Origin of the sequence: Exiguobacterium sp. s141, assembly GCF_018618085.1 — a bacterium.
Lineage (GTDB): Bacteria > Bacillota > Bacilli > Exiguobacteriales > Exiguobacteriaceae > Exiguobacterium > Exiguobacterium mexicanum_A.
This window is the reverse complement of sequence record NZ_JACSLJ010000005.1, coordinates 18,320-39,064: the sequence shown is the minus strand read 5'-3', so window position 1 is coordinate 39,064 and position 20,745 is coordinate 18,320. Positions and strand designations below refer to the sequence as shown.

Here is a 20,745-nt window from a genome sequence, read left to right as displayed (position 1 = left end):
GAAAAATTGAGGGTTGTAACCGTTAACAAAAATAGTTTAAGATAAAGTGGTATAGGGATTGTCACTGGTCATGCAGGCGAAACCCAAATCAAAGGCTACACGTGTCGAACGTGTCTTTTGATTTGGGTTTTTTTATTTTTATTGGTCGAGAGGAGGACCTCCGTGATTATTCATCAAATCTTTAATAACAATGTGATTAGTGTGTATGATGAGGCAGGTAGGGAACGGGTTGTTATGGGGAAAGGGATTGGATTTAAGCGAAGTTCGGGCGAGACGATTCTTGAATCACAAGTCGACAAGATTTTCTATTTGGACGATGCTGGGAACCATGAACGGTTTAAATTATTATTGGAAGAAATTCCGGTCGAAGTCATTACGCTGACGGACGATATTATCAATTTAGCCAAGTTGACGCTAGGGAAGAAGCTGAACGAACTCTTATACGTGTCGCTTGCGGATCACTTGCAGTTCGCTTTAGAGCGTCATGAGAAAGGACTCGACATCAAAAATGCGTTGCTTTGGGAAATCAAACGGCTCTATCGGGAGGAGTTTGGTGTCGGGGTGCAGGCGCTTGAACTGGTGAAGTCCAGATTTGGTGTGGAATTGCCGGAGGATGAGGCGGCCTATATCGCTCTACATATCGTCAATGCCGAGTTGAATGAAGAGATGCCGAACATCGTCTCGATGACAAAAGTGATTCAGGAAATACTGAACCTCGTGAAGTATCACTTCTCATTAGAGTGGGATGAGTCGTCACTGACGTATCATCGATTCGTGACTCACTTAAAGTTTTTTGCCCAACGCCTTGTGACACAAACCGAGTATGAAGGGGATGAAGGTCCGCTTTTCGATTTAGTAAAAACACAATATCCGGTAGCTTATGCTTGCACCGAAAAAGTATCAACGTTCATTCGTAAAAATTACGCGTACACCTTAACTGATGAAGAAAAGCTCTATTTAACCGTTCACATCACAAGATTAATAAAAGATAAAAATAAAGTTTGACATTTAATTGATTATATAGGTATTATATGGTTATAAAATGAATATTCATTGGGATTGTCACTGGTCATGCAGGCGAAACCTAGATGAAACGATACGTGTGTTCATGAGACACGTTCCTCGTTTTCGTCTGGGTTTCTTTTCGTTTTCAAACAAAATGGAGGTGTCACATGAAATACGATCAACTGGCAAAAGAAATCATGCAACAGGTTGGTGGAGAGGCGAACGTGAAGTCACTCGTACATTGCGCGACACGCTTACGCTTCGTCTTAAAAGATAAGTCGAAGGCGGATAAAGCTAAAATGGAACGGCTTGATGGTGTCATTACGGTGAAGGAGAGTGGCGGTCAGTTCCAAGTCGTCATTGGGAACAACGTCCCGGAAGTGTATCAAGCCATTGGAAAGCAGACGAACTTAATTGATAGACCGACAGACGACTCATCAGATGGGGAGAAAGGGAATGTGTTTGGTCGCGCTATCGACATTATCTCAAGTATTTTCACACCATTACTTGGTGTCATGGCAGGAGCTGGTATTTTAAAAGGGTTATTGGCGATTGCGACAAACGCAGGCTGGCTCGCGACAGACGAAACGACTTATATTATCTTGAACGCTACAGCAGATAGCCTGTTTTACTTCTTACCAGTTTTGTTAGCGGTTACATCTGCAAGGAAGTTTGGTGCCAACCAGTTCGTAGCCATGACGGTTGCGGGTGCTTTGATCTATCCGTCTATCATTCAATTAAAAAATGAAGCGGTTGCGACCGACTTCTTTGGAATTCCGGTCATGATGATGTCTTATACGTCGACTGTCATTCCAATCATTTTAGCAATCTGGATTATGAGTTACGTTGAAAAATTCTTCAATCAACGGATTCATGAGAGTGTCAAAAATTTTGTGACGCCGCTTATTTCGCTTGTGACAATCGTCCCGCTTACGCTCATCGTGTTTGGACCGATTGGCGTTACATCAGGTGACTTGATTGCCGCATTCATCTTAAAAGTACTAGCATTCAATCCAATCCTTGCCGGTGCGTTCATTGCGGGAGTGTGGCAAGTGCTCGTCATCTTCGGTATTCACTGGGGAGTCGTTCCAATTTTCATCAATAACATCGCTACAAAAGGATACGATTACATTAAGCCTGCGACAGCGCCAGCTATTTTCGCGCAAGCTGGAGCTTCGTTCGGTGTCATGCTTCGTTCAAAAAATAAGAAACTAAAAACACTTGCTGGGTCTACAGGTATCACGGCCTTGTTCGGGATTACAGAACCAGCCGTTTATGGTGTCACGTTACGTCTAAAACGACCATTTATTGCAGCAGTCATCAGTGCGGCAGTCGGTGGGGGGATTGTCGGTCACTTTGGCAGTGTCGCCGTCGCTTCTGGTCCTCCAGGATTATTGACATTGCCGGTGTTTATCGGTGACAGTATGACTGCGTTCTATGGACTATTGCTTGGCGTCGCAGTCTCATTTGTTCTTTCGATTGTCTTGACGTACATCCTCGGATTTGAAGATGATCCGATTGAAGCAGAGACAGAAGAAACAGAGACGTCATCAGACAACATGACGATTCCAAGTCCAGTCCCAGGGCAAATCGTTTCCATTGAGACAGTGCCTGACAACGTCTTCGCTAGTGGCGCAATGGGTCAAGGATTTGCCGTTATCCCGTCTGAAGGAAAAGTGACTGCGCCGATAGCGGGTGTAGTCACAGCCGTGTTCGCAAGCAAGCATGCTATCGGAGTTCGCTCGGATTCTGGTTTAGAGATGCTAGTTCACGTCGGGATCGACACCGTTCAATTGGAGGGGAAACACTTTGATCTTCATGTGACGCAAGGTCAACGAGTTGATGAGGGTGATGTATTGATTACGTTTGACTTAGAGGCGATTCAAACAGCTGGCTATGAAGTCATTACACCAGTTGTCTTCACGAATTTATCAGAAGAACGTCATGTGACGTTCGACAAAACCCAAGTATCTGTGAGTGCGCTGGCAAACCCTGCACTTGCTTAAGAAAGGATGAGTCGATGCAATTTCCAAACAACTTTTTATGGGGTGGAGCCATTGCGGCTAACCAAGCCGAAGGGGCATATCTAGAAGGTGGCAAAGGACTCGCTTCGGTTGATTTGATTCCGAACGGTCCGACACGACGGTCGGTCATGCTCGGTGAATTACCGAGCTATGCACCGCTTGAAAGTGAGACATATCCTTCGCACGAGGCCATTGATTTTTATCATCGATACAAAGAAGATATCGCCTTATTTGCTGAGATGGGATTCAAAGCGTTGCGTCTATCGATTTCGTGGGCTCGGATTTTCCCGAAAGGGGATGAGACAGAGCCGAATGAAGAGGGCCTTCGATTTTATGATGATGTGTTCGATGAGTTACGAAAACATGAGATTGAACCTGTCGTTACGATGGCTCACTTTGATGTCCCCGTCCATTTGATTCAGACATACGGTAGTTGGCGCAATCGAGAGATGGTCACCTTCTTTGAACGTTATGCAGAGACTATTTTGACACGATACCATCAAAAAGTACGTTACTGGATGACGTTCAACGAAATCAATATGCTCTTCCATCTTCCATACATGGGAGCAGGCCTTGTCTTTAAAGAAGGCGAGAATAAGAGACACATCCAATATCAAGCAGCACACCATCAGTTAGTGGCCAGTGCAGCAGCTGTCAAAATCGGTCATTCAATCAATCCGGATCTTCAAATAGGGTGTATGCTCGCGGCTGCGATGACGTATCCATATACGTGTAACCCAGACGATGTGGAGAAGGCAATGGAACGAGATCGGGAAAACTTTTTCTTCATCGATGTTCAAGCAAGAGGTGCCTATCCGGGCTATGCGCTCCGTCAATTGAAAGACGCAGGCATTGAAATCGAAATGGAGCCAGGAGATCAAGAACTATTACGCTCTCATACCGTTGATTATATCGGTTTCAGTTACTATTCAAGTCGATGCATCAGTACGGATCCAGATATCTTGAATAAGATGACAGCTGGCAACGTCTTCCCGACTGTGAAAAACCCTTATTTGCAACAATCTGAATGGGGATGGACGATTGATCCGAAAGGATTACGGCTAACAGCCAACCAGTTATATGACCGCTATCAATTGCCGCTCTTCATTGTTGAAAACGGGCTTGGTGCCTTTGATCAAGTCGAGGAAGATGGTCAGATTCATGATGAGTACCGAATCTCATATTTGGCGGATCACATCCGGGCAATGTACGAGACAATTCGTGACGGCGTCGAGTTGATTGGTTACACGAGCTGGGGATGTATCGACCTCGTCAGCGCATCGACAGGAGAATATGCGAAACGGTATGGCTACATTTATGTCGATCGTCATGACGATGGAAGTGGGACGATGGAACGTCGCAAAAAGACATCATTTGATTGGTATAAACAAGTCATTGCATCAAACGGTGCGAACTTAGAGAAACTAATCGAAATCAAATAAATTTGTGACCGCTTTCAAAATTTCATTGACTTCTCTAGCGCTTGAGGTGTATGCTAAAAATCCTGCCCAAAAAAGAGAGGCCGGGAACTGGCATCAGTTCATTTCGAGTCAGAGAGGACCATGATCCCATGAACCAACAACAATTAGTCGAGCGTGCCCGCCAATTGAAAGAGAACGCCTACTCGCCGTATTCAAACTTCCGCGTCGGAGCGGCGCTTCTTATGAAGGACGGAACGGTCATCGACGGCGTCAACGTCGAGAACGTCTCGTTCGGTGCGACGAACTGTGCCGAGCGCACGGCCATCTTCACAGCGGTCGCGCAAGGTTATAAAAAAGGCGACTTCGAAGCCGTCGCGGTGTCAGGTGACACGGTCGACTTCTTGCCGCCATGCAGCATCTGCCGCCAAGTGCTCGTCGAGTTCGGCGACCCGGACTTCAAAGTGTTGCTCACGAACGGCAACGCCGACGTGAAAGAAGTGACGTTGGAAGAGCTCGTCCCGTTTGCATTTACGGAACTCGAAATGTAAGCAAAAACGCTGAGTTGCGCGACTCAGCGTTTTCTTATTCATTCGGTTCCCACGGATTGAAAAAGTTGTATGGGGGATGTACCCCTTCTAACGTCCGGAACTCATAATTGCGTTTTTTCGCGTAGCGGATGATTGTATCGAGCGCTTGCGGTGTCATCGAGTGATCGTGCGCCAGGATGATGGAAGCAATATTCATCTCGTAATTCGCCTCGAGCCGATTGAACACACGCTGCTCGATTGGCGCGTTGTCTTTCTTATAGATGTGATCGAGACTGCCGACGTTCCAATCCCAAATCTCAAAACCAGCCTCATCCATAGCTTGCCAGTGCGCAGGCGTCATGCCTGCGTCACTACCGTAAATCGTGCGAGCCATATTCGTATGAATGCCGGTCACTTCATAAATGAGACGTTGCACGTCCTTCATTTGACGCACGGCCGTCATCGGCGACGCGTAAAACTCCTCGCGCACGTGTGTCATCCCATGCAAGGCGATCAGATGGCCTTCAGCGACGATGCGTCGGATGAGGTGCTCATTTCCCTTGATATTTTTCCCAAGGATGAAGAAGGTCGCCTTCACCCGATGCTTCTTCAAGACATCGAGCAGCGCGCCCGTCTTCCGATTCGGCCCGTCATCGAGCGTCAAATAGATGAGACTGCGGTCGTTATAGGCTTTCGGTTTCGGGATTGCCGCCTGAGACAGGGAGCTGATTAACAAAAAGATGGACATGAGCAAAATGACGCGTTTCTTCATTCTCACAAAACTCCCTCGAGGCAAAAAACGGGTGACATGGCATCGGTATGAAGCATAGAATACCACAAATGCGAGTTAAAGATGAAGCTAAAAACGGCCCTGACGTGAAAGGTCAGGGCCGTCGTTTCGTTAGCGTGAAATCGTCTCGCCGTCTTCAGGAACGATGAGGCGATCGGCGAAGTCGTGTGATGCAGCATAGGCACGTAAGTCAGGACGCGATAGTTTCCAATGGTTGACCGCTTCCATGTGGACCGCGATAATCGTCGCCGACGGGGCAGCCTCGTGAACATGGCGGACGTCCTCTTCGTTCATGACGAGCGACCCGCCTTCGACGAATTGGTTGTCCCCGGCGTTGACGACGATGACTGCTGGTTGATGCGCTTGAATCGTCTTGGCGACTTCGTCATACCAGACCGTGTCCCCGGCGACATAGAGCGTCTGTTCCGTAGGGTGGGTGAAGACGACACCGCACACGAGACCGGCCATTTCTAAAATCGGACCGCGACCGTGCTCCCCAGCTGTCTTCGTGAGGTTGATTCCTTCGAATGCTGTCGTGTCGCTCAACACGGTCACGTTCGTGAAGCCGTCGCCTTCGATGACAGTCAAATCATCCTTGTTTTGAACGAACAGCGGGATCGCTTTCGGCAGAACTTGTTTGGCGACCTCGTCGTAGTGGTCGAGGTGCAGGTGGGTCAAGATGACGGCATCGACGCCTGTCAGAATGTCGTCAATCGCGATTGGCAGGTCGGCCAATGGATTAGCGTCTTGCCGTTCCGAGTTCGGGAACGGGGGATAGGCGCCCTTCTCCCCGAGGAACGGGTCGATGAGGAACGTCTTTCCGGCGTATTCGACGCGGAGTGTGGCATTACGGATCAGTTGCACGTGCATAGAAAAATCTCTCCTTTTAGCTATAATGTATGTACAGTCTAACAAGCAGCCGTCGTTTCATACATAACACGAATCAAGTGTTTGAACGGATTGGCTTGAATCGTGAAAGGAGTCACCTATGCTCGATCCAACAGACCGCCTCATCATCGAGGCGTTACAGGCGAACAGCCGGATAACGATGAAAGAACTCGGGGCACACGTGCACTTGACCGGGCAGGCGACGGCGACGCGCGTCAAGAAGCTCGAAGACCTCGGTATCATCGAAGGGTATACGATTCGCGTGAACGAGGACAAGCTCGGGTTACCGGTCCACGCGATGATCACCATCTTTACGTCGAGCACGTTTCACGACCCGTATCTCATGTTCCTCGAGGAGCACCGGCCGTACGTCCGCAATAACTACAAGGTGAGCGGGGACGGCTGTTACGTCTTGGAGTGCCGATTCCCGTCGAACCAAGAACTGAACGCCTTTTTGGACGGGCTCAGCAAGTTCGTCAATTATAAGTTGTCGATCGTCATTAACTGACGAAGGACCTGTGAATCGTTTGATTCACAGGTCCTTTTTAATGTCTTCGTCCGGCGCGGATGATGAAGCGGTATTCTTCACTCTTGAAATACGTTTCTGTGAACTCAAACCGACTGCCATCCATAAGAAACGAATAGAGTTCGACTTTGAGTACGGGCGTTCGTTCACTCACTCCGAGCATCTCGGCAATCTCTTTTGTCGGGAGCACCGGGATGAACTCTTGGACGCTGTCCGCAATCTTGAACTGTTTGACGTCTTCGATATAGGCGTACTTCGATTGCGACATCACTTCGTACGTCAAGTCGGGGAACAGCTTTAGCGGCAAGTATGTGTCCTCGACGATGAGCGGTTCGCCGTCTGCGAATCGTTGGCGCCTCACGTAGAAGACGAGCTCGCCATCTTCGAGTTCGAGTGCCTCTCGCACTTTCTCACTCGGTGGCTGCAACGTGAAGGTGAGCACTTTGTTCGTCACTTCTTTCCCTTCTCGTTTCATGTCTTCCGTGAAGCTTTTTAATTCGTACATGTTGTGTTCAATTTTTTCGGACTGGACGTATGTGCCGCTGCCCTGTCGTTTCCATAAGAGACCTTCCTCTTGGAGTAATTTGACCGCCTGCCGGACAGTCACTCGACTGACGCTAAACTCTTCGACGAGTTGAGCCTCGGTCGGGATCGCCTCACCGGGCGCCCACGTGCCGGACTCGATAAACGTGCGCATTTTGTGGGCGACTTGTTGGTAGAGCGGTGATTTTGCTTTCATGACTGACCCTCCGATTTCGACCTAAATTCATACTTCTAGTATACACAAAGTAAAATGTTTTCAAAAATATTGTTGACGTTTAAAATAATATGTATTAAATTTGTATTGTAATCAATTAAATATGTATTCGAAAGGGGAACGCACACATGAAACAAGGACAACGCCTCGTCGTCGTCGGTGGCGGCAGCACGTACACAATCGGTATGATTATGAGCTTAATCGAAGAGAAGGGTCACTTCCCACTACGTTCCATCACGTTTTACGATACGGATGGTGAGCGCCAGGAGCGTGTCGCCAAAGCGACTGAAATCATCTTGCGTGAGCATTACCCAGAGCTCGAGCTGTTCGAGTATACGACGGACAAAGAATACGCCTTCCGCGACAAGGACTTCTTCTTCGTTCAAATTCGAACGGGCGGCCTGGAAATGCGCGAGAAAGATGAACAGATTCCGCTCCGTCACGGCGTGGTTGGACAAGAGACGTGTGGACCGGGCGGGATGTCGTACGGGATGCGGTCGATCGGGGACATGATTGATCTCGTCGCAGACATCCGCCAAGGCTCACCGGACGGTTGGATCTTAAATTATACGAACCCGGCCGCAATCGTCGCCGAGGCGTTGAAGCGTGCCTACCCGAATGACAAAAAGATTTTGAATATCTGTGATATGCCGGCCGCAATCATGGTGAGCTACGCGAAGATTCTCGGCAAAGAGGTTTGGGATCTCGTGCCGGAATACTTCGGCCTCAACCACTTCGGTTGGTTCACAGGCATCTATGACAAAGAAGGCAATGAGTTGACGGAAGACATCAAGCGCGCCATCTTAGAGGACGGGTTCATCCCAGAAGACTCAGAGATTGCAAACGACCCATCTTGGATCAAGACGTTCAAGCAAGTCGAGAAGATGCTCACCGATTTCCCGGAATATTTGCCAAACACGTACCTTCAGTATTATTTGTATCCGTCCGACATGGTGGAGAAGGAAGACGTGGAGAACACGCGGGCCCGTCAAGTCATCAACGGCCGCCAGCAACGGGTCTTCTCGATGTGTGATCAAATCATCGCTGACGACTCACTTGAGAACGTGCATCTTGAAGTCGACATCCACGGTTGCTACATGATTCGCGTCGCAGCGTCACTCGCCTACAACAATGGCGACATCTTCATCGTCATGGTGAAGAACGACGGCATCATCGCTAACTTGCCGGATGATGCGATGGTCGAAGTGCCGGCGATGCTCACGAACCGTGGACCGAAGCCGTTCGCTGTCGGACACATTCCTCGCTTCTACAAAGGGATGATTGAAGGACAGCTCGCCTACGAACAGCTCGTCGTCGACGCCTATTTCGAGAACAGCTATGAAAAGGCACTCCAGGCACTCACGCTCAACCGGACCGTCGTCGATGCGCCGGTCGCCCGTCAAATCCTTGACGATTTGATTAACGAGAACGAAAACTATTGGCCGGCCCTCAAACAACGGGAGACGGTCGCACGCTAAAGACGAAGGGGAGTCACTCCCCTTTGTTCGTTTTGATAATTGATAACGCTTACACATGAGGAGTGAATCAAATGAGTCAATAGTTCGGGGTATTTCAAAAATTCGGGAAGGCGCTCATGGTACCAGTCGCGCCACGACGATTTCGATTGCCATTGGGATCACACCGGAAATGGCGGCTGAGAGCGGGGAGTACGGCATGTTGCTTGGTATCCCGTCACTTGAGACGGGTGTGCTCGATGGGATCGCGGTCGGCTTGCTTGCGGTCTGGGTGTATAAAAAATTCCACACGTTCAACCCACCAGAGATGCTCGGCTTTTTCGCCGGAAATCGTTCGGTCGGTATCGTCATGGTATTCTTCTCCATCTTGCTCGGTTTCTTTATGATGCTCATTTGGCCGCCGATTCAGACCGGCCTCACAGCGATGGCGAATGTCATCGCGAGTGATGCGACGAATCCGGCTTACGTCGGGTTATATGGAATGCTCGAACGGTTATTGATTCCGACCGGATTACATCACATCTGGTACGCACCGTTCTTATGGACGTCACTTGGCGGCACGGCGACGGTTGGCGGTTCGATTGTGAGCGGGGACCAATATATTTTCCTCGCTCAAATCGCAGAAGGTGTCGACGTGACGGCCGGACGCTTTATGGCCGGCAAGTTCCCGATCGTCATGTTCGGTCTTCTTGGAGCGGCGTTCGCCATGTACCGTCAGGCCGACCCGGACAAGCGTCCCGTCGTGCGTGGTCTCTTGCTCGCAGCGGCTGGGACGGCGTTCTTGACCGGGATCACGGAACCGATCGAATTCACGTTCTTATTCATTGCACCACTCCTTTACGTTGTGCACAGTGTGTTGACAGGGGTGTCGTTTGCGCTCATGTACGCTCTTGACGCCCATATTGGCTGGGCCGGTGGCTCGGGATTGATTGACTATGTCTTGGTGAATGTGTTGCCAAGGACGCCGCGCTGGTGGATGAACCTCGTTGTTGGGGCCGGATTCTTCTTCGTTTATTACGGCATCTTCACGTTCGCGATTAAAAAGTGGAACTTGGCGACGCCAGGTCGAGGGGGGCAAAAGACGAAACTGTTTACCCGCAAAGACTACAATGAAAAGAAATCAGAAAAGACATCAATCCAAACGACGGCACTTGCCATTCAAGAGGCGCTCGGTGGCCGTGACAATATCATCGACATCGATGCCTGTTTCACACGTCTCCGTGTTGAATTGAAAGACGTGTCACAAATCGATGAGGACGAGTTGAAGGCACTCGGGGCAGCCGGGGTCGTGAAAGTGAAAAACAACATTCAGGCCATCTTTGGGGGACGCTCGGATTTGTACAAGAATGAGTTGCTCAAACTGCATAAAGAGATGGACCAAGCGAATTGAAAAAAGAGCTCAACCGATTTACGGTTGGGCTCTTTGTCCGAGATGAGAAGGTTAGTTCGTAACCGACGAGGCACGATAAAATTGAGCGCCTTTGATGAGTGTCGAAGCGACGAGACCGATAGCGAGCGGCAGCGTGATGACGCCAATCCCTTGCTCGGTGACGATCATGTTGCCTTCCTCATAATAGCCTTTCAAGTAGAACAGCCCTGAACCGATCGTCTCGTTCAGTTCGAGCGTCGAGACGTTAAGGTACACCATGATAGCGAACAATGAGATGACACTGATTGAGACGAATAATTTTGAAAACGATAGCTTGGTCATGCGAACGCTCCTTTACATGTAGCAATATGGAGTCATATTACTATATAAAGACAATTCTTACATGAGGACAAAGCATCGATTTGATTAACGATACCGGTTCCACAACCGCTCCGCTTGCTCCCGCATCATTTCCCGTAATTCAATCGGCTCGACGACCTCGACTTCCGCTCCGGCCGCGAGCAATTGCCGCGACAAGAAAGGCAACTCGGCTTCCGGTACGTCCCACTCATTCTTATCCCCGATATCGGGTAATACGTCTTCAAGCAGACGGCGGCCGAGCGGGGTGAGCTTGAGCCGAACGGTCACACCGCTTCGTTCGTCACTCGCCTCGAGGAGCGTCGCCAAGTCGTCCGCTTCGAACGTCTCATCGAGCAGGCGCATCGCTTCAATCCGGTCGATGCGATATTGGCGCAGGCCGTACTCCGAGAGACCGAATACGTACCATTTCATATCGAGAAGCGCCATTCCGACCGGTGCAATCGTGAACGTGCGTGACCCTTTTGTCGTCGCGTACGTCATCTCGATATTGCACCGTTGCTCGACCGCCTGATAGACGTCTTTCGTGAACGGCGCCGATGGGACGGTCTTGTTCGCGAGCCAGAGGATGTTCTTTTCGAGCCGACCGATTTTCGTCTCGAGGTCATGTGGCAATTCGTTCACGTACCAGTCGGACAGCGTGTCCCGCATGTCCCCGAACGGCACGTCCGGGATCTGTTCCATCCATTTGAGGGTGAGGTAGAGCGCGACCGCTTCTTGTTCCCGGAGATGGAGCGGTGGCAAGAGCCGGTTCGGCAACATCTCATAACCGCCGCCCGTGCCGGGGACGCTCCAAATCGGATAGCCGAGTTCTTCGAGCGTCAACATGTCGCGCTGAATCGTCCGGACCGAGGCACCTGTCTCAATGGATAGCTCGTCCGCCGTGAACCGGCGCCCGCGATTCAACAATCGAATCAAGTGAAGATGTCGTTTTTTCATCTTATCCATTCCCGTCATGTTTTGTCGTGTTTGTCGAGTAAGCTGAAAGTATCACGAATCAAGGAGGAATTCATCATGGCAAACGTCGTCTTATATATCGCGACAAGTTTGGATGGAAAGATTGCCCGCACGAACGATCAACTCGACTGGTTGTTCGAGGTCGATGGGGAAGGGGACAACGGCTACGCCGATTTCTTCCAAACGGTCGGTGCCGTCATCATGGGGCGGAAGACGTATGAGGAAGTGCTCGTGCTTGAGCCGAACGGCTATCCATACAAGGATATCCCAAACTATATTTTGACACGCAGTCCGGACCGGGAAGCAGAGCACGTCACATTCACCGATGAGCCAATCGAGCAGCTCGTCGAACGATTGAAGCAAGACGTCGACGGGGACATTTGGCTCGTCGGGGGAGGCGAAGTCATCAAGGCGGCGATGGAGCACGACTTGATCGACAGCTATGAAATCGCCATCGCTCCGGTCGTATTAGGCGAAGGGATTCCGCTCTTCCCGGAAGGCACGAAAGAGACGAAGTTGAGACTGACGAGCCAACGCGCGTCCGGACAGTTCGTCATGGTGACGTACAAAAAACAAGTGTTAGATGAGCGTAAATATTAATAATAAAATTCAAACAATAGAAACAGGAAAAGAAATACTCGACCTCTAATAAATACATTGTACAGATTCTGAATACATTTATTAGGAGGGTACGTATGTCTAATGTGGAAGCTTTTCGAAATCATATTAATGAGTTAGAAGTTTTTATGGAAGAAGTGAAATTAGAGAACGGAGATACAGGATTCCGTATGCAAGAAACAATTAAAGGCGGAGGAAATGTCCTATTTGGTATCATATTCAATGCAGACGAAACGATTGTTGATATTAACGTATGGGGGCTTGCAGACATAACGAATCCAATGAAAAAAGAGGACTTGTTGTATCTTCTTAACACGTTAAACCAAGATTACCGTTTCGCAAGATTCATCGAAAATGAGGGGCAAGTAAGTGTGAATTACTCGTATATCATTGATGATGGATACTTTAATCCTGGTAAAGTAATTCAACATTATATTCTATTGTTGAATTGTTTAGAGAATGTTTATCCTAAATTTATGCGCCTCCAATGGGCGTAAACGAAAGGCCGAGTTCACGATGAACTCGGCCTCTTCTTATACATACTTCCTTTGAAACGCGGAAATCGCTTCATACTCTTCCGCGAGATGACGCGAGAGCCGGATATAAATCGGCAGCAACTCCCGGTAAATCGTTGTCGCTTCATGGTTTGGCGTATGCTCATGCGTCACTTGCGGCACGGCCGTGAAGTCGTCGATGTCCCCGAACGCATACTCTCCAAGCATGACAGCACCGAGACACGAGCTCTCGTGGCTCTCCGGTACGACGACCGGCGTATCGAAAATGTCGGCCATCATCTGGCGCCACAGGCTTGACTGGGCGAACCCGCCCGTCGCGTGAATCCGGTTCGGCGCGCCCGTCAATTCGTCGAGCGCCAGCATGACCGTATACAAGTTGAAGATGACGCCTTCTAACACCGAGCGGATGAAGTGCTCGCGCTTGTGGTGGATGCTCAAGCCGAAGAACGAACCGCGTGCGTTCGAGTCCCAGAGCGGGGCCCGTTCACCCATCAAGTACGGGTGGAACAACAGACCGTCCGAGCCCGGCTTGACCGTCTCGGCGATGCGCGTCAACACGTCATACGCGTCCATGCCGAGGCGTTTCGCCGTCTCGACCTCGCTCGCCGCGAACTCATCGCGGAGCCAGCGCAAGATGATGCCGCCGTTATTGACCGGCCCGCCGATGACCCAATGCTTGTCGGTCAAGGCGTAACAGAAGATGCGTCCTTTAGGGTCCTCGACCGGTTCCCGGACGACCGTGCGGATGGCACCGCTCGTTCCAATCGTGACGGCGACGACACCTTGCTCGAACGCCCCGACCCCGAGGTTCGACAATACCCCGTCACTCGCCCCGATGACGAGCGGGAAATCCCAGCCGAGTGTCTCAACAACATCCGATTTAAGCGTCAAAATCTCCGTCGTCGGTACGAGCTCGGACAGTTGCTCGGGCGTTACTCCGGCGACGTCGAGCGCCTCCGCATCCCAGTCAGAGTTCTTCAAGTTGAACAGCCCGGTCGCCGAGGCGATCGAGTGGTCGATGACGAAGCGACCGGTCAGGCGATAGAAGATGTACTCTTTAATCGAGACGAACTTGGCCGCCTGGTTGAACACGTCCGGGTGCTCGGCTTTCAACCAACGCAGTTTCGACAGCGGCGCCATCGGATGGACCGGTGTGCCGGTACGCATATGGAGCGCGCTCGCATCGAAGTCGCGTTTGATTTCTTGCGTATACGGGTTGGCCCGGCTGTCGGCCCACGTGATGCTGTGGGTGAGCGGGCGACCCGACGCATCGAGCGCGATCAGGCTATGCATCGCTGAGCTGAATGAGGCGAAGCGAATCGGACCGTCGGCTTTGGCGCGGACGGCAGAGATTGCCTCGAGCACGGCCCCGTAGATGACGACCGGGTCTTGCTCGGCCGTCTCCGTGTCCGGGGTGAGGAGCGGGTACAACACGTTATGTACCGCGAGTTGTTGCTGGTTATGGAACAGGACGGCTTTCGTGCTCGTCGTCCCGATATCGACGCCAATCGTGTACACACACATCACTTCCTAACTTAAATGATAAACAAGCTGATCAAGAAGACGACCGCGAAACCGGTCAATCCGATAATCGTTTCCATGACGGTCCACGATTTGAGCGTGTCTTTCACGTCCAAACCGAAGTAGCGGTTGACGAGCCAGAACCCTGAGTCGTTGACGTGAGACAACACCGTCGCCCCTGAAGCGATTGCGATGACGATGAGGCCGAGTGCCGCACCGGTGATATTTTGGATTTCGAGAAGCGGCGTGATGAGTCCTGCCGCCGTGACCATCGAGACGGTCGCCGAACCTTGGGCGACACGGACGACGGTCGCGATCAAGAAGGCGAGCACGATCGCCGGCAGCGGTGACCCGGCCATCATTTCCCCGAGCACATCACCGACACCTGAGTCGATCAAGACTTGTTTGAACACGCCACCGGCACCGGTGACGAGAATGATGATCCCGGCCGGTTCGAGCGCTTTCGTCGCAATCTCTTGCACTTCGTCACGCGTATAGCCGCGGCGTGTGCCGAGGAAGATGAACGTGAGCAACGTCGCGAGCGTCAAGGCGACGAACGGGTGACCCATGAACGTGAAGAACGTGCGGATGCTGTTGCCTTCTTCTAATAAGACGGCAGACAACGTGTTCGCGAGGATCAACACGAGCGGGATCGAGATGAGCGAGACGATCATCTTGAAGCTAGGCAGCTCTTTCGACGTGTCGATCTCTTCGAATTCCATATAGTCCGGAATGTTGACTTGAATCTTGTTCGCGATATATTTTCCGAAAACCGGACCCGCTAAAATCGCGGCCGGAATCCCGGCGATGACCCCGAACAAGATGACCCAGCCGAGCTCGGCCCCAATCAAGTTGGCGACGGCGATCGGACCTGGTGTCGGCGGGATGAAACTGTGCGTGACAGCGAGACCTGCAAGAAGCGGGATCCCGTAGTAGAGGAGCGAGCGGCCCGTCTTTTTGGCGAGGCCGTAAACGATTGGAACGAGAATGATAAAGCCGACGTCGAAGAAGACCGGGACGGCGACGATAAAGCCGGTGAGGGCGAGCGCCCATTGCGCCTTGTCCTCTCCAAACTTATTGACGAGCGTCTGGGCGAGGCGTTCCGCGCCACCCGATACTTCTAACATCTTCCCGAACATAGCACCGAGACCGACGACGACGGCGACGAAGCCGAGCGTACCGCCCATCCCGTTCTGAATCGAGGCGATGACGTCCCCGAGCGGCATGCCAGCCGCGATCCCGACGAGTAGACTGACGAGGAGAAGTGAGACGAACGCGTGAAGCTTCGTCCGCATGACCAAGAATAAGAGCAAGAAAATCCCTGCGACTGCGATAAGTATAAGCGTAGAGCCAGACATTATGTAGTTCCCCCTTTATTTTACGTGTAACCGTTTACAAATATTTACAAAGGAAAAGGCCACCCCTGACCTTTTCCTTGCGGGTTATTTCTTGACGACCGCGTGGCCCCCGAACTCGTTACGGAGCGCGGCGACGACTTTCCCTGAGAACGTGTCGTCCTCGAGCGAGCGGTAGCGCATCATGAGTGACATGGCGATGACCGGAGCCGCCGCCTGCAACTCGAGCGCCGTCTCGACCGTCCATTTTCCTTCCCCTGAGGAATGCATGACGCCGCGGATGTCGTCGAGTTTCGCGTCTTTCGAGAACGCGTTCTCGGTCAATTCCATGAGCCATGAGCGGACGACCGATCCGTGGTTCCAGACGCGGGCGACTTGCTCGTAATCGTAATCGAATGGGCTCTTCTCCAAGATGTCGAACCCTTCGGCGATCGCCTGCATCATGCCATACTCGATGCCGTTGTGGATCATCTTCAGGAAGTGGCCGCTGCCGGCCGGTCCCGTATACAAGTAGCCGTTCTCGACCGAGAGGTCTTTGAAGATTGGTTCGATCGTCGGCCAGGCGTCGGCGTCACCGCCGACCATCGTGCAGGCGCCGTTACGGGCGCCTTCCGTGCCGCCGCTCGTCCCGCAGTCGAAAAAGGCGATGCCTTTGGCGCTGAACTGTTCGGCGCGTGCGACCGACAGTTTGTAGTTCGAGTTGCCGCCATCGATGACGATGTCACCCGGCTCGAGATTCTCAAGCAGTTCTGCCAGTACGGCCTCGGTGATGTCACCGGCCGGTACCATCGCCCAGACGACGCGTGGCGTCTCGAGCGAGTTGACGACGTCCTCAAGCGTCGGCACGATCTCAAACTTTGATGTCGCCTCGACGTTCCCGGCGTCCGTCCCGACGACGGTGTGGCCATGGTCGCTCAAGTTGAGCGCCAAGTTGTATCCCATCTTGCCTAATCCAATCAAACCGATTTGCATTTCGTCACCTCTAAATCGAATTTTTTTCCATCTCTCCACTATAATATCAAATTAAATTCGATTTACAAGTCGAATGACGGATTTTTTTTCGAATAACAAAAAAAGGCGTCCCGACCTAACGAGTAGGCGGGACGAGGGTCAGACACTTTTCTTATATGGATATAGGAACGAATCAAGATCTTCGGCGGGCATCGGCTTGTTGTAATAGTAGCCTTGCGCCTGGTTGCAATCCTCGGCCTTGAGGAAGGCGACTTGTGCTTTCGTCTCGACACCTTCGGCGATGACGTTCAGACCGAGCTCGTGCGCCATTCGGATGATCGTCTTGACGAGGGCGGCGTCCTTCGAATCCGTCTCGATGTTTTTCGTGAAGTGTTGGTCGATTTTCAGCGTGTCGATCGGGAACAGCTTCAAGTAGCTGAGAGACGAGTAGCCGGTGCCAAAGTCGTCAATCGACAAGTGGACGCCAAGGGCGACGAGTTCCTCCATCGTCTCGATGGCACTTTGCGCGCTCTGGATGACGGTCTCGGTCAACTCGAGCTCGAGGTATTCCGGTGCGAGCCCGCTCGCCTCGAGCGCCTGGCTGACAATGTCCGGCAAATCTTTTTGCGCGAACTGGAGCGCCGAGATGTTGACGGCGACGCGAAACGGTTCGACGCCCGCATCCTGCCACGCCTTGTTCTGCCGGCAAGCCTCGTTCAAGACGTACTCGCCGAGACGATGAATGCTGCCGGTCTCCTCGGCGATCGGGATGAACTCGGCCGGGGAAATCATGCCGAGCTCGGGGTGTGTCCAACGCACGAGTGCCTCGACACCGATGAGCACCTCGGTCTCGAGGTGCACTTGCGGCTGATAATGAATCGAGAACTCGCCGCGGCCGATGCCTTTCCGGAGCGCCATCGCGAGCTGTGACTTGCGCGCGACAGACTCGTTCATGTCTTTCGTGAAGAACTGGAAGCCGTTCTTGCCGTCCTCTTTCGCCCGATACATGGCGATGTCGGCGTTCTTCAACAAGTCATCGGCCGTCCGCCCGTCGGACGGATAGAGGCTGATGCCAATCGATAGGCTCGTGAACACGTCCTCACTTTCGAGCAAGAACGGTTGGTTCAACGCGTTCGTAATCTGTTGGGCGCGGTGGGCGGCTAAGTTGCTGCCGGTGTTCGGCGACAGGATGACGAACTCGTCCCCGCCGAGACGGGCGAGCGTGTCGCTCTTATTGATCGTCGTCAACAGCCGGTCCGTCACTTGGCGCAAGAAGACGTCGCCTGATGAGTGGCCGAATCGATCGTTGATGACCTTGAAGTTGTCGAGGTCAATGTAAAACAACGAGAATGTCGACTCGCTGCCTTGGGAAAGCAAGGCGTCGAGCCGGTCGTTGAACAGGCGTCGATTCGGCAGGCCGGTCAACGTGTCCAAATAGACGAGGTCGTTGATTTGTTCCTCGATTTGTTTCCGTTCACTGATATCGCGGATGATGCTGCTGAAGAAGAGACCCTTCTCCGTCTCCCACGTGCCGAGTGACATCTCGAACGGGAACTCGGTGCCGTCTTTACGCAGTCCGACGAGCTCGACCGTGCGGCCGATGACGTTCGCCTCACGGGTCTGACGATAGCGTTTCATGCCTTGTTCGTGTGCGACTTTGAAGCGCTCGGGCATGATGAGCGTGATCGATTCCCCGAGCACCTCGCTTGCGGCATATCCGAACAGTCGCTCGGCCCCGTGGTTCCATTGCACGATGCGGCGTTTGTCGTCCGCGACGATGATGGCATCATTCGCCGACTCGATGACGGACTGGAACTTCGTTTCGAGTTCGATGGACTGACGCTCGAGCTGCTTCTCATTGCGAAGCGAGATCAGCATGAGCACGAACAACGTCGTGACACTGCCGCCAATCCAAACGGCGAGGAGCGTGCTGTCCATTGAGAAGCCGGTCAAGGGTTGTGGTGTCGCGAGTGGCGTAAATTCGGCCGCACCCATGCCGATGTAGTGCATCCCCGAGACGGCGAGCCCGATCAAGAGCGAGCAGACGAGTCTCCGCCAATGGAACCGTGACACGTCCGGGAGTGAGAACAAGAGGTACAGTCCGACGAGCGAGGCAATGAACGCGACGACGGCCGATAACAGCCACATGACCGGGTCGTACGTCAATACAGCGTTCATCTGCATCGCTTCCATGCCGACGTAATGCATCGACACGATGCCGATGCTGATGAAGACGGCGCTGACGACGAGGTCGCGCGGTCGTGCCGTCTGCAGGCTGACGATATAGAAGGCGAACCCGGACGAGACGATGGCTGGAATGATTGAGGCGATGACGATGCCGATATGGTAGGAGACGTCGGCATTCAAATGGAATGCCAACATCCCGATGAAATGCATCGCCCAAATGCCGAGCCCGAGACTGAGGGCACCGGCGCTTACCCAACGGATGCGTGAGACCCGTTCGGCATACTTGAGCCGACTGCTAATATCGAGAGAGACAAAGGCCGAGAAGACGGCGACGGCGATGGATAACAAGACGAGGGGAAGACTGTATGTACTATGGAGATGGTGTTCGATGGGGACCAAACCTTTCTTTAATAATATCGGGACAAATGGACGAAAACGGACAGTTTCTCAAAAATGAGCTTTCCTAGCGTATCATATTTGTCTTGACGTGAAGGGAATCTTTTCCACGGTGGGTCAATGGTTTGGCACATTGTCCGAAGGAACGATCAGTCTTTGATTGCGGAATTTTTTTCGAAACGGTATCGTAAAAAGAAAAAGGGTGAGACACATGGAATCGATGAACGGCCTGGCCCGCATCCGTGGCGCCTATACGACACTGAGCAAGAAAGAGCAACGCATCGCCGACTATATCTTGAAACAGCCCGAACGCATCATCCACCATACGATCAACCAAGTCGCTGACGACCTCGACGTCGCCGAGTCGACCGTGTTCCGTTTCTGTCAGCGCGTCGGCTTCAAAGGCTATCAGGCGCTGAAAATCGCGCTCGCCACCGACGTCGTCGCGCCGCTCCAAGACATCCATGAAGACATCTCGAACGAAGACACGCCACATGAGATCGCCGAGAAAATTTTCACCTCGAACGTAAAGACGCTCGAGGCGACACGGCAAATCTTGGACGCAGCCTCGCTCGACAAATCGGTCGCCCTGCTGCTGTCGGCGAAGCGCATCGAGTTCTTCGGGAGCGGGGGCTCGGCCGTCATCGCGCTCGACGCCTATCATAAGTTCGTCCGGAGCGGTCTGTTCGTCACGGCGAACCTCGAGTCGCACATGCAGCTCATGTCGGCATCTCAGCTGACGGAAGATGACGTCGCCGTCCTCATCTCACACTCGGGTGCCTCGAAAGATACGCTCGACGTGGCGAAAGTGTTGAACGAGCGCGGCGTGCCGACGATTGCCATCACGAACTATGCGAAGTCACCGCTGTCGAAGCTGTGTGACGTCGCCCTCTATACGGTGTCGCAAGAGACAGAATTCCGTTCTGAGGCGCTCGCCTCGCGAATCGCCGAGCTCAGTCTGATCGACGCCTTGTTCACCGTCGTCATGATGCGGCGCGGGGAAGAGGGGAGAGAATCGCTCCAGAAGATGCGTGAAGCCATCTCGCTCCGGCGCATGTGAAAAGGCTGACCCTCGGGCCAGCCTT

General features: G+C 52.2%; 19 protein-coding genes. 10 read left to right on the top strand and 9 right to left on the bottom strand.

Annotated features, from left to right (window positions below):
- The first annotated feature begins 162 nt into the window (after positions 1-162).
- The 4 genes from licT (at position 163) to KNP74_RS11165 (ending at position 4,998) form a co-directional block, all read left to right on the top strand.
- Positions 163-1,005, top strand: coding sequence for a BglG family transcription antiterminator LicT (licT, locus tag KNP74_RS11180; protein WP_214764313.1), 843 nt, complete (start codon positions 163-165; stop codon positions 1,003-1,005).
- 167 nt (positions 1,006-1,172) lie between these two features.
- Positions 1,173-3,011: a beta-glucoside-specific PTS transporter subunit IIABC gene (locus KNP74_RS11175; RefSeq protein WP_214764311.1), complete on the top strand. Its 1,839-nt coding sequence runs from the start codon at positions 1,173-1,175 to the stop codon at positions 3,009-3,011.
- Positions 3,012-3,025: 14 nt separating this feature from the next.
- Complete coding sequence (gene ascB / locus KNP74_RS11170) at positions 3,026-4,471, top strand: 6-phospho-beta-glucosidase (RefSeq protein ID WP_214764310.1); 1,446 nt, start codon at positions 3,026-3,028, stop codon at positions 4,469-4,471.
- A gap of 128 nt (positions 4,472-4,599) precedes the next feature.
- The gene (locus KNP74_RS11165) at positions 4,600-4,998 is read left to right on the top strand and encodes a cytidine deaminase (protein WP_214720315.1); all 399 of its coding nucleotides are present in this window, start codon (positions 4,600-4,602) and stop codon (positions 4,996-4,998) included.
- A 34-nt stretch (positions 4,999-5,032) separates the two neighbouring features.
- On the opposite strand, the gene KNP74_RS11160 is transcribed toward KNP74_RS11165, so the two are convergent.
- Positions 5,033-5,749, bottom strand: a complete 717-nt coding sequence (locus KNP74_RS11160; protein ID WP_214720314.1) for a polysaccharide deacetylase family protein — start codon at positions 5,747-5,749, stop codon at positions 5,033-5,035.
- A 129-nt stretch (positions 5,750-5,878) separates the two neighbouring features.
- Positions 5,879-6,637 carry an MBL fold metallo-hydrolase gene (locus tag KNP74_RS11155; protein ID WP_214764309.1) on the bottom strand — a complete coding sequence of 253 codons (759 nt, stop codon included), beginning with the start codon at positions 6,635-6,637 and terminating at the stop codon, positions 5,879-5,881.
- A 118-nt stretch (positions 6,638-6,755) separates the two neighbouring features.
- Here KNP74_RS11155 and KNP74_RS11150 point away from each other — a divergent pair, with 118 nt between their 5' ends.
- A complete protein-coding gene (locus KNP74_RS11150; RefSeq protein WP_214764308.1) occupies positions 6,756-7,163 on the top strand; it encodes an Lrp/AsnC family transcriptional regulator in 408 nt (135 codons plus the stop codon).
- A gap of 37 nt (positions 7,164-7,200) precedes the next feature.
- Here the strand turns inward: KNP74_RS11150 and KNP74_RS11145 are convergent, their stop codons facing one another.
- Positions 7,201-7,920 carry a GntR family transcriptional regulator gene (locus KNP74_RS11145; RefSeq protein WP_021066242.1) on the bottom strand — a complete coding sequence of 240 codons (720 nt, stop codon included), beginning with the start codon at positions 7,918-7,920 and terminating at the stop codon, positions 7,201-7,203.
- 146 nt (positions 7,921-8,066) lie between these two features.
- Between KNP74_RS11145 and KNP74_RS11140 the strand changes: the two genes are divergently transcribed.
- Positions 8,067-9,416 carry a 6-phospho-alpha-glucosidase gene (locus tag KNP74_RS11140; protein WP_214764307.1) on the top strand — a complete coding sequence of 450 codons (1,350 nt, stop codon included), beginning with the start codon at positions 8,067-8,069 and terminating at the stop codon, positions 9,414-9,416.
- 55 nt (positions 9,417-9,471) lie between these two features.
- Complete coding sequence (locus KNP74_RS11135; protein WP_214764306.1) at positions 9,472-10,803, top strand: PTS transporter subunit EIIC; 1,332 nt, start codon at positions 9,472-9,474, stop codon at positions 10,801-10,803.
- A gap of 51 nt (positions 10,804-10,854) precedes the next feature.
- On the opposite strand, the gene KNP74_RS11130 is transcribed toward KNP74_RS11135, so the two are convergent.
- Together KNP74_RS11130 and KNP74_RS11125 are read right to left on the bottom strand one after the other, a co-directional pair.
- Positions 10,855-11,124 carry a hypothetical protein gene (locus tag KNP74_RS11130; protein WP_034779086.1) on the bottom strand — a complete coding sequence of 90 codons (270 nt, stop codon included), beginning with the start codon at positions 11,122-11,124 and terminating at the stop codon, positions 10,855-10,857.
- Between the two features lie 84 nt (positions 11,125-11,208).
- Entirely contained in the window at positions 11,209-12,099 is an 891-nt protein-coding gene (locus tag KNP74_RS11125) for a helix-turn-helix transcriptional regulator (protein WP_251130166.1), read from the bottom strand.
- Between the two features lie 75 nt (positions 12,100-12,174).
- On the opposite strand from KNP74_RS11125, the gene KNP74_RS11120 reads away from it, so the two are divergent.
- Positions 12,175-12,717, top strand: a complete 543-nt coding sequence (locus tag KNP74_RS11120; RefSeq protein WP_214764304.1) for a dihydrofolate reductase family protein — start codon at positions 12,175-12,177, stop codon at positions 12,715-12,717.
- Positions 12,718-12,812: 95 nt separating this feature from the next.
- Positions 12,813-13,232 (top strand): hypothetical protein, encoded by a 420-nt coding sequence (locus KNP74_RS11115; protein ID WP_214764303.1) that lies wholly within the window; start codon positions 12,813-12,815, stop codon positions 13,230-13,232.
- A 36-nt stretch (positions 13,233-13,268) separates the two neighbouring features.
- Here the strand turns inward: KNP74_RS11115 and gntK are convergent, their stop codons facing one another.
- The 4 genes from gntK to KNP74_RS11095 form a co-directional block, all read right to left on the bottom strand.
- Complete coding sequence (gene gntK / locus KNP74_RS11110) at positions 13,269-14,774, bottom strand: gluconokinase (RefSeq protein WP_214764302.1); 1,506 nt, start codon at positions 14,772-14,774, stop codon at positions 13,269-13,271.
- Between the two features lie 11 nt (positions 14,775-14,785).
- Entirely contained in the window at positions 14,786-16,129 is a 1,344-nt protein-coding gene (locus KNP74_RS11105; protein WP_214764301.1) for a GntT/GntP/DsdX family permease, read from the bottom strand.
- An 84-nt stretch (positions 16,130-16,213) separates the two neighbouring features.
- A complete protein-coding gene (gene gnd, locus KNP74_RS11100) occupies positions 16,214-17,098 on the bottom strand; it encodes a phosphogluconate dehydrogenase (NAD(+)-dependent, decarboxylating) (protein ID WP_214764300.1) in 885 nt (294 codons plus the stop codon).
- A 138-nt stretch (positions 17,099-17,236) separates the two neighbouring features.
- The gene (locus tag KNP74_RS11095) at positions 17,237-19,663 is read right to left on the bottom strand and encodes a bifunctional diguanylate cyclase/phosphodiesterase (protein ID WP_256441360.1); all 2,427 of its coding nucleotides are present in this window, start codon (positions 19,661-19,663) and stop codon (positions 17,237-17,239) included.
- Between the two features lie 208 nt (positions 19,664-19,871).
- Here KNP74_RS11095 and KNP74_RS11090 point away from each other — a divergent pair, with 208 nt between their 5' ends.
- Positions 19,872-20,720 (top strand): MurR/RpiR family transcriptional regulator, encoded by an 849-nt coding sequence (locus KNP74_RS11090; protein WP_214710785.1) that lies wholly within the window; start codon positions 19,872-19,874, stop codon positions 20,718-20,720.
- Positions 20,721-20,745: the final 25 nt, after the last annotated feature.

Excerpts from the sequence above, each read along its gene's own strand:
- KNP74_RS11175 (WP_214764311.1), top strand. The coding sequence starts at position 1,173 with ATGAAATACGATCAACTGGCAAAAGAAATCATGCAACAGGTTGGTGGA.
- ascB (WP_214764310.1), top strand. The coding sequence starts at position 3,026 with ATGCAATTTCCAAACAACTTTTTATGGGGTGGAGCCATTGCGGCTAAC.
- KNP74_RS11165 (WP_214720315.1), top strand. The coding sequence starts at position 4,600 with ATGAACCAACAACAATTAGTCGAGCGTGCCCGCCAATTGAAAGAGAAC.
- KNP74_RS11160 (WP_214720314.1), bottom strand. The coding sequence starts at position 5,749 with ATGAAGAAACGCGTCATTTTGCTCATGTCCATCTTTTTGTTAATCAGC.
- KNP74_RS11155 (WP_214764309.1), bottom strand. The coding sequence starts at position 6,637 with ATGCACGTGCAACTGATCCGTAATGCCACACTCCGCGTCGAATACGCC.
- KNP74_RS11150 (WP_214764308.1), top strand. The coding sequence starts at position 6,756 with ATGCTCGATCCAACAGACCGCCTCATCATCGAGGCGTTACAGGCGAAC.
- KNP74_RS11145 (WP_021066242.1), bottom strand. The coding sequence starts at position 7,920 with ATGAAAGCAAAATCACCGCTCTACCAACAAGTCGCCCACAAAATGCGC.
- KNP74_RS11140 (WP_214764307.1), top strand. The coding sequence starts at position 8,067 with ATGAAACAAGGACAACGCCTCGTCGTCGTCGGTGGCGGCAGCACGTAC.
- KNP74_RS11135 (WP_214764306.1), top strand. The coding sequence starts at position 9,472 with ATGAGGAGTGAATCAAATGAGTCAATAGTTCGGGGTATTTCAAAAATT.
- KNP74_RS11130 (WP_034779086.1), bottom strand. The coding sequence starts at position 11,124 with ATGACCAAGCTATCGTTTTCAAAATTATTCGTCTCAATCAGTGTCATC.
- KNP74_RS11125 (WP_251130166.1), bottom strand. The coding sequence starts at position 12,099 with ATGAAAAAACGACATCTTCACTTGATTCGATTGTTGAATCGCGGGCGC.
- KNP74_RS11120 (WP_214764304.1), top strand. The coding sequence starts at position 12,175 with ATGGCAAACGTCGTCTTATATATCGCGACAAGTTTGGATGGAAAGATT.
- KNP74_RS11115 (WP_214764303.1), top strand. The coding sequence starts at position 12,813 with ATGTCTAATGTGGAAGCTTTTCGAAATCATATTAATGAGTTAGAAGTT.
- gntK (WP_214764302.1), bottom strand. The coding sequence starts at position 14,774 with ATGTGTGTGTACACGATTGGCGTCGATATCGGGACGACGAGCACGAAA.
- KNP74_RS11105 (WP_214764301.1), bottom strand. The coding sequence starts at position 16,129 with ATGTCTGGCTCTACGCTTATACTTATCGCAGTCGCAGGGATTTTCTTG.
- gnd (WP_214764300.1), bottom strand. The coding sequence starts at position 17,098 with ATGCAAATCGGTTTGATTGGATTAGGCAAGATGGGATACAACTTGGCG.
- KNP74_RS11090 (WP_214710785.1), top strand. The coding sequence starts at position 19,872 with ATGGAATCGATGAACGGCCTGGCCCGCATCCGTGGCGCCTATACGACA.